General features: G+C 70.0%; 12 protein-coding genes and 1 pseudogene. 9 read left to right on the forward strand and 4 right to left on the reverse strand.

The features are described 5' to 3' along the window. Positions 1-552: 552 nt before the first annotated feature. Positions 553-657, reverse strand: a pseudogene (locus tag AB0D04_RS04290) (IS5/IS1182 family transposase); the annotation flags it as partial. 192 nt (positions 658-849) lie between these two features. On the opposite strand from AB0D04_RS04290, the gene AB0D04_RS04295 reads away from it, so the two are divergent. The 3 genes from AB0D04_RS04295 to AB0D04_RS04305 all read left to right on the forward strand — a co-directional run bounded on the left by AB0D04_RS04295 (position 850) and on the right by AB0D04_RS04305 (position 2909). Beyond that, positions 850-1191, forward strand: coding sequence for a hypothetical protein (locus AB0D04_RS04295; RefSeq protein WP_362699220.1), 342 nt, complete (start codon positions 850-852; stop codon positions 1189-1191). A 340-nt stretch (positions 1192-1531) separates the two neighbouring features. Then, a complete protein-coding gene (locus tag AB0D04_RS04300) occupies positions 1532-1903 on the forward strand; it encodes a hypothetical protein (RefSeq protein WP_362699222.1) in 372 nt (123 codons plus the stop codon). A 412-nt stretch (positions 1904-2315) separates the two neighbouring features. After that, entirely contained in the window at positions 2316-2909 is a 594-nt protein-coding gene (locus tag AB0D04_RS04305) for a hypothetical protein (RefSeq protein WP_362699224.1), read from the forward strand. A gap of 339 nt (positions 2910-3248) precedes the next feature. On the opposite strand, the gene AB0D04_RS04310 is transcribed toward AB0D04_RS04305, so the two are convergent. Beyond that, positions 3249-3785, reverse strand: a complete 537-nt coding sequence (locus AB0D04_RS04310; RefSeq protein WP_362699226.1) for a hypothetical protein — start codon at positions 3783-3785, stop codon at positions 3249-3251. A gap of 83 nt (positions 3786-3868) precedes the next feature. Here AB0D04_RS04310 and AB0D04_RS04315 point away from each other — a divergent pair, with 83 nt between their 5' ends. Together AB0D04_RS04315 and AB0D04_RS04320 are read left to right on the forward strand one after the other, a co-directional pair. Continuing rightward, complete coding sequence (locus AB0D04_RS04315; RefSeq protein ID WP_362699228.1) at positions 3869-4564, forward strand: TetR/AcrR family transcriptional regulator; 696 nt, start codon at positions 3869-3871, stop codon at positions 4562-4564. Between the two features lie 422 nt (positions 4565-4986). Continuing rightward, on the forward strand, positions 4987-5214 hold the full coding sequence (locus tag AB0D04_RS04320; protein ID WP_362699230.1) for a hypothetical protein: 228 nt from the start codon (positions 4987-4989) through the stop codon (positions 5212-5214). Between the two features lie 54 nt (positions 5215-5268). Here the strand turns inward: AB0D04_RS04320 and AB0D04_RS04325 are convergent, their stop codons facing one another. After that, positions 5269-5688, reverse strand: coding sequence for a hypothetical protein (locus AB0D04_RS04325; protein WP_362699232.1), 420 nt, complete (start codon positions 5686-5688; stop codon positions 5269-5271). A 314-nt stretch (positions 5689-6002) separates the two neighbouring features. On the opposite strand from AB0D04_RS04325, the gene AB0D04_RS04330 reads away from it, so the two are divergent. After that, positions 6003-6434 (forward strand): hypothetical protein, encoded by a 432-nt coding sequence (locus AB0D04_RS04330; RefSeq protein ID WP_362699234.1) that lies wholly within the window; start codon positions 6003-6005, stop codon positions 6432-6434. Between the two features lie 302 nt (positions 6435-6736). Continuing rightward, complete coding sequence (locus tag AB0D04_RS04335) at positions 6737-7198, forward strand: DinB family protein (RefSeq protein ID WP_362699236.1); 462 nt, start codon at positions 6737-6739, stop codon at positions 7196-7198. 1038 nt (positions 7199-8236) lie between these two features. Here AB0D04_RS04335 and AB0D04_RS04340 read toward each other — a convergent pair. After that, on the reverse strand, positions 8237-8830 hold the full coding sequence (locus tag AB0D04_RS04340; RefSeq protein WP_362699238.1) for an NAD(P)H-dependent oxidoreductase: 594 nt from the start codon (positions 8828-8830) through the stop codon (positions 8237-8239). 732 nt (positions 8831-9562) lie between these two features. Here AB0D04_RS04340 and AB0D04_RS04345 point away from each other — a divergent pair. Together AB0D04_RS04345 and AB0D04_RS04350 are read left to right on the forward strand one after the other, a co-directional pair. After that, a complete protein-coding gene (locus AB0D04_RS04345) occupies positions 9563-11578 on the forward strand; it encodes a tetratricopeptide repeat protein (RefSeq protein WP_362699240.1) in 2016 nt (671 codons plus the stop codon). A 153-nt stretch (positions 11579-11731) separates the two neighbouring features. Continuing rightward, complete coding sequence (locus AB0D04_RS04350; RefSeq protein WP_362699242.1) at positions 11732-12469, forward strand: class I SAM-dependent methyltransferase; 738 nt, start codon at positions 11732-11734, stop codon at positions 12467-12469. Positions 12470-12509 lie beyond the last annotated feature (40 nt).

The raw sequence follows: 12509 nt of genomic DNA on the forward strand, positions 1-12509 counted from the left end.
TGGCCGGCGCGTCGTCGTCACAGCCGTCCAGGCCGGTGGGGCGGCGCGGTGAGGTGCGGTGTCCGGGTGTGGTGGGTGCGTTGACGGGCGGCCTGCCGGGGACAACACCGCACGCTTCGAGGCGTAGCCCCACCCCAACCTCCGCCGTGACCAAGGGATTCCCAGGCGCGGGCGCCACCTGAGACGACACACCCCACCGCCGGCGCGCTCAGCACTGCACTGCACTGCACTGCGGCTACCAAGAGGCCATCTCATGTGGACTGTTGGGCAGCCTGCGATCGCCGGAATCGGAATGAACTGCGGCGGCCACCTGATGAAGGTCCACACCCATCGTCGCCGGCCCGGCCAAGTGACCGCCTGGCTCGACGATGCCGGCCTCACCGTCGAGGCACACAGGACTCTCGGCTCAGCCGAGAGCACGCCCGGGGGAATCCCTCTCGCTCGCCGCCGGCCTGATCCCCGATAGGGGTCCGCATCCGGTAGGTCGCCGGGAGCAGATAAGAGTGCAGGCCATGGACCGTTCAACGACCCGTCGGTGGCGTCCCAGGTAGACAACTGCTGCCAGGTACAGCCGGACATGGCCACGCACAGGAGCGCTGCCCGCACCTCCCGGTCGCCGTGCCGGCGCCGGCCGCCACCTTGAGGCCGCGTCGGCGCCTTCGCCTGTTGCAAGCGAGTCGATGCCCTGACCGGCTCAGGATGCGGGATTTCCCGGGCAGGCGTCATTTCGCGACGATCGTGGCTCCGGCGCGTCGCCCCACGCGATGACGTGATATTCGCACTACCCTCTCGTAACTGTACGAAGTCGACCAATTACTGGTCGTATCAGTTCAATCCACCGGAGATGAAATGCGCAAGCTTCGCAAGGCCGCTGTTGTGGTCGCTGCCCTCGGTACCGTCGGCCTCCTTGGCGCCGGCACCGCCCACGCCGACGGCGGGAGCAGCGGCACCGAATTCGACATCAAGCAGGGAAGTTCATGTCGGTCGCACGACACGAACGTCGACATTCTCGGCGAGGTCGGACTCCTCAACGGCGCGCTGGGCAGCGCGCTCGGCGGCGAGGGCGACTCGGGTGCGCAGAGCACCAAGATGGGCTCGTCCATGGGCTGCAACAACTCCTTCACCGCCAAGGACGACAAGGAAGACAAGGACGACAAGGGGGGTAGTGAAGACAAGGAAGACAAGGGCTGATGAATGGGGCCCGGGCGCGGGCGTCGTCCGATCGACAGTCGCGATGACAGGCCGATGGCCAGGCTTCTCGGGGAAGCCCGGCCAACGCCTGGAGGACGGCCCCGGTCAGGGTCCCCGCACGGCACATCTGCTGTCTCCGGCGCGACGACGGGGCTCCCCGCTGTCGCGCCGGGGGCATATGAGCATGTGGGGGAGCTCCGGAGCCCTTCCCGCTCCAAGACGCCGGCTGTGTCGATGGCCTGGCTGTCGGCGCACCACATGAGACGGCCCCCAGGGGCCATGGCGATCTGAGTACGAAAACGGATTCCGGCCGCCGCACGCGTTTCGTAGTGTCCGCCGTATGGAAACCTCCGACCTCATCTCCGATTCCGCCGCCTCCGAACCGGACCTTTCGAGCCGTCCGCGCAGCGCCGCCGAGTGGTTCGGGCGGCTGGTCCTCGCCGTAGCAGTGCTGGCAGTCGGCGCCGTGGCGGGGGTGATGGGACCGCTGCTGGCCATCGCCTGCGATACGTGCCAGGACGGTGTCCGCGATCCGCTGCCTTTCGGTGAGGTGCTGCTCGTCATCGCGCACACTGCGGTGCCCCTCACCACGCTGGGAACGGTGTTCGGTATCTTCCTCTCCCGCCGCGGCGCCAGGGCGGGCGGCATCGGCCTGGGGATACTGACGGCGCTGCTGATCCTGATGCTGGTCCTCGGCCGGATCACGGCCTGACCCGGTCGGCGCCGGCCAGCCCCCATGAGCCGGCGAAGTTGACGGCCGGCAGCGGTCCCCTCGTACGAGCTGCCGGTGGAACGTTCAGCGCGGCCAGATCTGGCGCAGCCATTCCTCCGTACGACGGAAGGACAGGTCTCCGGTGGCGTACCGAACCCGAACCCGAACCCGAGCCCGAGCGCGAGCCCGAGCGCGAGCGCGAGCGCGGCGTACGGAGGTGCCAGGGGCCGGTGGTTGCCGCCGCGGAAGGGGCGACCGCGGCCGAAGTCGCGGGCGGTGGCGGAACGTTCCAGGGCCGTTGCTCCTGCTCGGGGAGCAGCTCATGGTGTCTTCGGCGGCCGCCGATACGACGAGACACGTGCTCACTTCCCCTGTGTGCCTCACCCGTCGCAAGCCGCGTCAGGGTGCGGACATGTCATCGCTGCTCAGCGCCATTCGCGATCACGAGCCTGCGGCCGACTTCCTGCTGTGGCCTGGGGACTTCGACCTCGACCGGGCGGACCGCGTGGAACAGGCTCGGCTTGCCTCCGGTGAGCGGCTGCAGGCTCTCGCCGGGGACGGCAGCGGTGGTACGTACTTTTTCTGCGGTGACGGCGGCGAGGAACGCCCGATCCTGTACGCCGACTCGGAAGGCGGCGCGGCGCTTGTCGCGATCGGCCTGACCGAACTGGTCCTGCTTCTGCTGACAGTGCCCTGGTGGCGGGACTGCACTGACTTCACGGTCGAGGAGAGCCGGGAGGCAGCCGAGGAGCACTTGGAGGACGAACCCGATCTCCTTGAGCAGCGGGACGCGGTAGCCTCCGCGCTCGGTCTCGCGCTCCCGACCGAGGAGCAGGCGTGGGCCCGCATCCGCGAGGTTGCCACCGGTCCCGGCCGTGACTACGTCCTCCTCAACGCGCTGGAGGGCACGCCCTACCGGGCACTGCTGTCATCACCGCGATGGAGCGGGACACCGGGGGCGCTGCGGCACATGCCACTGCGGTGCCGAGGGAGCACGTCGAGATGATGACGGTGGACCGGGGCGGTGGTGCGGGCGGGCCGGGAACAGCGTGAGGTTCGGCCGGGCACCTGGGGGAATCAGCGCTCGCGAGCGTCGTCGCCCACGCCGAGCATCAGGCCGGCTGTGCGGTCAGGACGAGATCCACGACCGGCTGCCGGCGAGCTGTCGGCGCGGGTACGCGGACCAACAGCTCGCCGCCAGGCGCCGACCGTGCTGCGCGGCGGGCGAGCCGGTGATCGCCCTGCCCACGCGGATTCCCCCTCCTGTACTGCTCCTGCGCCCCGCCGCACTCCTCCTCCCCCTCCGCACAAGCAGCAGTAAGCGCCGTACTTCGCGGGTGGATCGTCAGCACGGCCTCGACTGCAGGAAGTGATACGCCTGCTCCAACAGGCTGGGCGCCGCTCCGCGATGCCGCGGGGACGCCGGCGTCCAGATCCGTGCCCCCTCTGGACCGTCGTACTGCATGAACGTGGCGAACGACACCTGACCGTCGCCGATCTGGATGACGAGATGCGCCGTCAGGAACGAGGAGCTTGCCTCGACCCTGACCCAGCTGTCGCCGCGATCGGCGATCCTCCAACCGGCCACGCAGCCCGGCGATCCTGGCCGTTCGAGGCGCAGACCGAGGAGTTCGCGCCAGACGCGTTGCCCCTGCTCGCCCGCGACGTCTTCGAACATTGCCCGTGCCCATTGCTCGGGTGACCAGCCCCCGGCATCACTCGTCTCGAGCGTGAAGAGGTCGACGTAGTCGGGGTCGGCCATGGTGCTGAAAGAGCGGATCGCCTGGGGGACTTCGTGCTGTTGGTGGGCGGATGGCACGGAAGTCCTCTCCATCGAGCTGCTCGGGCCGATGCCACGGTGCGTTTCCGGTCCGACGTTCATACGCCTGGCTCCCTTCGGTCAGTCCCAGTGGCGGCACTGCGTCCACGCAAGTAACATACATGCATGAATGTATGTGCGGGAAGGTGACCACCACGATGGAGAACGCGGAGAGGGACCGGCGGACGCAGGCGGACCGGCGCGCGCGTAGCAGGAGCGCCCTATTGGAGGCCGCGGCGCGCGGACTGTCCACGTACGGGTACGCCAACTTGGCCCTGCAGCGCGTGGCCAGTGAGGCGGGCTACACCCGTGGGGCCCTGTATCACCAGTTCGCCAACAAGGAAGAGCTGGCGCTGGCGGTGGTGCAGTGGGTCGATGAGACCTGGAATGCCGAGGTCGGCCGACTCGCCGCCGAGGAGGCCGACCCCGTCGATGCGCTGATCGCGATCGCACGGGGCCACGCCGTCTACTGCCGCCGGGACGTGGCCCGCGTCATGATGACGCTGAAGATCGAATTCGCCGGGCAGGACCATCCGGTCGGCCGGGCGCTCGAGGAGATCAGCGATCGGCTCGTTGCCGACTGTACCGGTCGGATCGCTGCCGGACGCGCAAGCGGAACGATCCCACCGGGCCCGCCGCTCCAGGAGACGGCGCGCGCCTATCTCGGCGCGCTTTCGGGGCTGGTGATCCAACTTGCCGGGCACGCCCCCTTCGACGTCGAACTCGCCGAAAGGGCAGTTCGAGGCGTGCTCGGTCTGCCGCCCGCGCCCCGCACGACCGATCCGCAGAGCGGCGGGGCTGCCACTCCCCTGGCGGATGCCGATACGGAGGCCCGTCGATGAGACTCCCCCACACCGCGCACACCTCGCGTCCCTAGCGGATCCATGAACTCACGCACGGCTTCCGGCCCGAGGACGTATGGGCAACTGCCGACGCCAGGAGGCCCGGACGAATACGCTCGACTGGGGTCGGCGGTGGCCTCTGCCGATTTCTTACGAGGTTCCCCGCTCCTCGTCCGCGTGCTGTGGGCACGCCATCCCTGTTACCGCGGAGCCTGTGCCCCGGCAGCACAGGGCTTCTCCTTCGAACCCGTAGGACATGATGCGCGCATGACCCGCATACCAAGGGTGCTGCCGCTTCTCGCACTGCCCATGTCGTCCGTGCTGATGACCGCCTGCGGAACAGAACGCGCAACAAAACACTCAACGGAACGCGCAACAGGCGAGGCCCCGATCGAGGCGAACTGGTCGCTTGTGCCCATGCGTTGGGAACCGAGCTGGACATGGTGTACGTCACCAAGGTGTCCGACGACAAACTGGCGGCCCAGTCCGTCGGCGTGCACGGTGACCACGGCTTCGAGGGGACGTACGTCGCCTCGGCAGGACCCGGCGGGGCTGACCGAGGGGACGAGCGGCTGACGCGCACAGCCACGGCCGGGGGCCGCATCCCCGACCCGTCGGCCGTCCGTCCGGAGTCCCGACGAGAGCGATGAGGCCCGCCGCCTGACATTCCGCCGGATCGGCCGACGCCATGCGGTCGGTCGGCCTCAGGGGCGGGCGGCTACCGCACCAACCCCGGCCCTACGCAGCGTGCGGGCGAGATGTTCCACCTCGGGCAGCGTTCCTGAACAGGCACCGGCCAGCACCCGGTGCAGGACCGCCTTGACGTCTGTCAGACCGATGCCGAGTTCGGCGCGCAGCACGCGCATGAGGACGACACGCTTCACCGACGGGTCCGTCAGCTGCAACGTTGCCGGCCCATGCTCGGCAAGCAGCCGGTCCCTCAGCCGGTGGGGGATGCCGGCGCCGCACACGGCCGTCGTCTGCCCACAGGCCACACACGTGGACTCCACGTCCCACCGCAACGAGCCCGCGACCAAGCCCTGGGTGCCCCAGCACTCCAGCTGCGCACCGCAGCCCGTGCACACAGCGGTGTACCTGACGGATTCGACGACCGGCTCTTCCATCCCACCATCCCTCGCCCCCGCAACCCTCATGAGGCTACGCATTGCGCGCGGTTGCCACGCGCGCAGGGGTGTCGCTGGTGCCGGTATGACCTGCCGCTCCCCCAGTGACCACCGCTGCGGCAGCCATGCCGTCCGTTGCCCACGGCGCACGTGTCACGCCCCTTCCGGGACCGGCTCCAGGCTTCCGTCACGTACACCCGACGACGGCCCCGGCGCTCCGACCAGCGGCAGACCGCGGGTGACCGCGTGGGTGGTGGAGCTGTCGTGGTGCCGGGGTCGTGCGATGGCGGTGCGACCGTGGGATGGTGGTGAGCATGACAAAGATATCGCGACGGGTGGCGGTACGCTCGGCGGCCGGCCTGGCGGGGGCGGCGGCCACGGGAGCGGGAGCGGCACCGGCGGCAGCGACACCGGCGGACGGGGCGCGCACGAAGGGCCACGTGGAGGAGAGGACCGACGCCGGCGCAAGAGGCAGCGGAGGGGGCCCGGGGCGGTGGACGGCGGCCGAACTGCGTGACAGGCGCAGGGTGTTACGCCTGGGCTTCACCGAGGAGGAGGCCGACTGCTGGCTCCTGGTGGCCCGCGCCGGAGCCGCGTTCTTCGCACTGCCCCAGACACATCCGTCGGACACCCCCGACGTGGCGGACGCGGTGCACGTCGTACAGCGGATACTGATGCAGCGACCCGCCTACAAGAAGTACCGAAAGATGGGCGAAGAGGAAGAACCTCCCCCTCCGGTTCGCTGAGCCGCCGGTTGAACTGAGCCTCTGCGCCACTGAGATTGCTCTTGCACGCGGCATGCCGGTTCCGGGGCCCGGCAAGGGCCCTGAAGGTTCCCACCGGGGGCAGGTGCGGGCTCAGGTGTGTGGCGGCAGTCGGGCGTGGCGGCAGTCGGTTCGTCCGCCGGTGGGTTCGGCTTTCCCTTGGCCGGAGTTGATGATGGCAGGTATGACCAAGCCCACCAGAAGAGCCGAACTGTTCGTTGGTACCGAGCACGACCGTCGGTTCGCCGGTCCGACGAGCGGCGATGAGCGGCGATGAGCGACATATGCTCCTTGACTTCCTCCAGGCCCAGCGCCGGACGCTGGAAATGAAATGCACGGGCGCGGAGGCGGAGCTGTCCCGCCGGTCCGTGGAGCCCTCCACTCTCTCGCTGCTCGGACTGGTGCGACACCTCGCCGATGTGGAGCGTCATTGGTTCCGGCATGTCTTGGCCAAGCAGGAGGCGAGGCCTCGTTTCTCCTCGGACGCGAACCCTGACGAGGACTTCGACGGGGCGGTGCCCGATCCTGCCGTTGTCGCCGCGGCGTGGGAAGCCTGGCGCGCAGAGACAGCGTTCACTGATCGCTTCGTCGCGGAAGCGCCCGACCTCGACGTCATGGGCCACGATGCGTGGCGCGGAACGGTGTCACTGCGCTGGGTCCTCATCCACATGATCGAGGAGTACGCCCAGCACAACGGACACGCCGACCTGCTCCGAGAGCGGATCGATGGCGCGATAGGCCGGTAGAGGCAACGGTCAACGGCCGAGAGGAAGTTGCGCCGGACCACGCGGACGTCATCCGTTACGCGTAGGGAGTCGCACGGACTCGCCTCACATACGGCGTGACGCCCACGGGCGCGGGCCGTTGGTCAGGTCGTGATCACTTGGCGCCGGTCTGCGGCAGTGGGAATGTCCGGCCGGGGGCAGGGTGCCGTGGCCGTGGCGCGGTCGCCGGTTCTCGGGGCGGCTCGGGTACGCGCCCTGGTGGCGCTGGCGCTCGTAGGGCTGTGCGGCTGCACGATGGTGGGGCCCCATCCAGGCGGCGGACGGACGGCGCCGTCGCCCTCACCGCCGCACACCATCGCTGAGGCTCCTCAGGGTCCGGGCATCTCTCACCGCCCAGTGCGAGAGCGGCTGGTCACCACTCCGCGCAGGGATGCGAAGACGCCGACATCACCGAAGGCAGCGAAGGCAGCGAAGGCGTCGAAGGCGTCGAAGGCCGAGGATCGTCAGCGCGGCCGCGGGGCACGCCGAACGGCGCCGGCCGTGCCGCCGCGGCGGACGGTGAGCTTTCCGCTGCCGGTGGGTGCTCCGCGGGAGACGGTGCACCCACGCCGATCCGCGCCGCCGCACCGCCGGGTGACGCGGCCGCACAAGAAGGTGCGGGTGGCGCCGCGACGGCAGGCGGGGCAGCGGAGCGCCGCTCCCGTTACGGGGCGGGCCATGTTGCCCGTATGCCGCGCGGCGGCGGGGCGGGTTCGCGCGGACATTGTGACGCTGTGCCAACGGCTGGCACGGTGAAGGGGCGCGGAAGGATACCCACGGCCACGAACGGCTAGGAACGGCTACGGCTTCCTTCCGCACGGCCCGGCGCGTCCTCCTCCTGGACGGCCCCGAGGTCGATGCCACGCTCGTCGGAACCTGTCCCCTGCGTGGAGCGGGCTCCGACCCGCTGCGGGGCGGACACCGGGCACCGGGCACCTCACAAGCCCCAACTCAAGGCGCAGACCACGACCGCCGCGGATGTCCCTGGTGTCCTACCCGTCGGTGTCCTACCCGTCGGTGTCAGACCAGCAGCGCGGCGGCCTGCTCACGCGCCTGATGCAGCCAGGAGGCGCGTGCTTCCTGGATGGAATCGGTGACGGTACGGAAGACGACCCGGCGAACGTCGGTGACCCCTACGTACGGCAGCACGCATGCCGACCAGATCCTGTGCAGCGGATCCCCGAACTCGCTCTCTTCCCGGCCGGCGGGAGTATCGGAGGTGTTCAGAACGAGCGCCCGGCCGGCTTTCAGCAGCCCCGCAGGCTCACCTTCTGCAGTACCGAGTTTGTAGGCGACGCCGGGTACCAGCACGCGCTGCATCCAGCCCGTAAGAACGGCAGGTGGCATACCCCACCAATTCGGATGCACGAACACCATGGCATCGAGCGTGGCCACCTCCTCCCGGTGCAATGCCACGTGCGCGTCGGCAGCCGACGCGGATGACTGCACCGTCTCCGTCTCGTCGGCGGCCAGTACCGGCGGGAAGCCCTCGGCGCAGAGGTCGTGCGCGAGCACCTGGCAGCCACGACCGCGCAGTTCATCCACCACGGCATCGAACACCGCATGGTTGAAGCTGCCCGGTCGCGGGTGCGCGAGATAGACCCCTGCACGCATTGCTCATCCCCCAGATTTTCCGCACTCGTTGGCCACCATCCGCGGGAAGTGTATGTGCCTCGGGGCGGGGCAGCGGCGACGCCCCACCGCCGCCCGGACGGGGCTGCGTCAGTTGCTGACAGCCAGTTGCTGACAGCCAATTGGCGGGCCGGCTGTCCGACCTTCCCGCTGCTCGAGGTCCACACCGACAGGCGGTTCCGGCTGAGGAAGCGGTCAGCAAGCCGCCGCCGGCATCAAGTACTTGCAGCAGGCCGGCCGATCCGGCCTCGCGGTCCGCGAAGACTGCATTCGCCGGGCCGCCCGGCTTCCTACGGCTCCACGCGAACGGGACGTGGGTGCAGTCCCACTCCAGGGAACCGGCCGGGGCCGCTCGGTGATCCCTCTGCGTCAGCCGTGGCGGGACCGTATCAATGATCATCTGGTGCCAGGAACCCGCGTTCGAATGCATGGTGAGCTTGAACGGGGGCGGCCCTGTGAATGGTCAGGCGGGGGGCAAGAGCCGGTCCCGCCGGACAGCGGCGATCAGCGACCAGCTCCTCCGGATCGGGGGGGTAGCTCTTGTGGAGCCGGTGCCCGGTCAGGGTCTTGATCCGCACCAGGATCACCATCCCTCGGCCCCCCCACGACACCACGCATTCAAGGTCAGTAGTCTTCGGGAGCCACCTGCCCCGGCGGGCGCAGCCCCGCTTGCCCCAGTCGGCGCAGCCCCGTCTCCGCAGAAAAGGAAAGCAGTTGAGCACCGACCTCCCGGCTCAGAGCACCGAAGAACTCCTCGCCGACGGGCGGCGGCTGCTCGATGCCGACGACTACGACGCCGCAAAGCCGCTGCTGTCCACCGCGGCCGAGTCCGGCAGTCCGGAAGCCGCCGCGGCCTACGGCGAGTTGCTCATCGCCACCGGCCGGGTCGACGAGGCCGTGCCGTGGCTGGAGCGCGGCGCCGAAGCGGGCCTCGCCACGGCCGCCCGGAAGCGGGCCGTGACAGCCAAGGACCGCGGCGAATGGGAGACGGCCGAGCGCTGGTACCGCTCCGCCGCGGACACCGACGGCGGCTGCGCCTTCGGGCTCGCGAACTTCCTGGAGGAGGGCGGAGATCTGGAGGGCGCCGCCGAGTGGTACCGCCGCGGCGCGGCGCTCGGCAGCCTCGCCTGCAAGACCAACGGTGCGGTGCTGCTGGCCCGAAACGGTCAGGAGGAAGCGGCACGTGAGCAGCTCTGGGAGGCGGCCGATGCAGGCGACCACATCGCCCACCACGCCCTCGACGCGATGGACACGGCCGAGGGCAAGCTCGTCGAGTACGCGGACGAGCTGACGGAGGCCGAGGACGCCGAGGAGGCGTTCGATGCCATCGAGGACCTGCTGTACGAGAAGAACGTCTTCCGCGCCTACCCCTGGCTGGTCGCCGACGCGGAGAAGATCTACGAACGGGCGGCGGAACTCGGCTGCGACCACGCCCTCGTCGATCACGCGCTCGTGATCGAACGGGAACAGAACCGCTTCGAGGAGGCGGACGCCCTCCTCCTGCGCGCCCATGAACGGGGAAGCCTGCGCGGAGCCCGTGTCTTCGCCGTCCTTCGCGAGGGCCGCGGCGAGATAGCGCTGGCGGAGCAGTGGTACCTCAAGGCAGCCGAGGGCGGCGACGAGATGGCCCAGTGGAACCTCGGTCTGCTCTACAAGCGCCGGCGCCGCCTGGACGAGGCGTACACATGGATCGAACGGTCGGAGCACGAGGGCTACGAGGAGCAGCTCGAACACCTCGATGAGCTGCGGGAGGAGCCGGACAATGTGCTCGCTCCGGAGGACGAGTCCCGCCTGCTCGCCCTGCGTCCCCGCGCCGAGGCCGGCGACGCCGAAGCCGCCACCGAACTGGCCGACCTCCTGGCCCACAAGCGGGACCTCCCGGAGGCCATCGCGTGGTACAAGCGCGCCTTCGCGGCCGGCCACGCCGGGGCCGGGCTGGCTCTCGGCCGGATGCTGAAGGGCATGGGGACCCGGCCCGAGCGCCTGCTGGACCACTACCGCCCGGCCGCCGAGAACCCCGAGCTCGCCCCGGAGGCCACCGATGAGCTGGGCCAGCTGTATCTGGACATGGATGACAAGACCGGCGCCGAGCGCTGGCTGCGCCGGGCCGCCCGGCTCGGCAGCGGGCCGGCGGCCTGGTGGTGCGCCGAGCGGTCGGACGACTACGGCGACAAGCAGGAGGCGGTCCGGCTGTGGCGGCAGGCCGCCGAGGAGGGACACGGCATGCCCGCCTTCAAGGCCGGCCGCGCGCTGTTCCTGCGCGGTGACGCCGCCGAGGCGGAGCCCTTGCTGCGGCTGGCGTACGAGAAGGACGTCCCGGAGGGCGCGTACTGGCTCGGACGTACCTTCCGCGCGCTCGGGCGGCCCGACGACGCGGTGACCTGGCTGCGTACGGCCGTCGACATCCACGGCTATGTCCGGTCCCGCTACTCGGGGTTCATGCTCACCTCGCTCTTCGATCCCCGGCTCGAGCTGGCCGAGGTGCTCTGCGCGCAGGAAGCGGACGAGGAGTGCCGTGAGCAGCTCGACGTCATCCTCGAGCGGAGCTCCCGTCATCGGACGGCGCACCGGCTCTACGCCCAGGTGGCGGCCCGCCAGGGCGACGTCGAAGCGGCCCGTGCCCATCTGCGGGAGGCGGGCGCGGAGGACGTGGATGCCCTCGACCGTCCCGGGGTAAGCGCCGAGGAGGTCGTACGGATCGTGCGCGCTGCCGCGAACGGGTCCGTGTAAGGCGAACGGGGAAGGTCCATGGGCCGGGGAGTCTGCCCCGGCCCACGGGCCTGGCGTCCGGGGGTCCCCCCGCCACGTCATGGGTGCACGCTTCTGCTCAGAGGCCCGAGAAAATAAGGTGTGTGCGGTCTCTGACGCTGCCAGGCTGCGCCGGTGAATCGTGACCAGATCTCCAGGATCGCCCATGCCGGCCACCCGATAAAGTCCCCGCTCGACGACGACTCGGTGCGCCAACTGCTGGAACGCGGCCTCACAGGCGGCAACGAGCGTGTGCTCGACCTCGGTTGCGGCACCGGGGAATGGCTTCTGCGTGCCCTGACTGCGTACCCGCAGCTTCACGCCGAGGGGGTTGACGTGTCCGAGGACGCCCTGGCGCAGGCCCGCCGGGCCGCGCTCGGCCTCGGCGTCCAAGAGCGCCTCGGCCTCCACTGCCAAGAAGCCGAAAGTTTCTCCTCTCCGCACTCGTTCGACCTGGTGCTCAGCGTCGGGGCCACGCACGCTTTCGGTGGCCTGCTCCCCACCCTCGCGGCCGCACGCAAGCACCTGGCTCCCGGCGGACGCGTGCTCATCGGTGAGGGCATCTGGGAGCGCCGGCCTTCACAGGAGGCGGTGGAGATGCTGGGGGACTTCACCGACCTGGCCACCACGGTGGACCGCGTCGCCGCCGACGGGTGGACTCCTGTCCACGGGCACGTCAGCACGCGCCGCGAGCTGGACGACTACGAGTGGACCTGCTGGGGGTCGCTGGCCTCATGGGCCCTGGACCACCCCGCCGCCCCGGACAGCCCGCAGGTGCTGGAGACAGCCTCCATCCGCCGCTCGGAGTGGCTGCGAATCTACCGAGACACCTGGGGCTTCGTCTGCATGGTGCTGCGGCAGACGGCCGGCTGATCCCGGACGCGGCCCCTCAGCGAGCCAGGACAACTCCACA

Origin of the sequence: Streptomyces sp. NPDC048483 (assembly GCF_040651455.1) — a bacterium.
Lineage (GTDB): Bacteria > Actinomycetota > Actinomycetes > Streptomycetales > Streptomycetaceae > Streptomyces.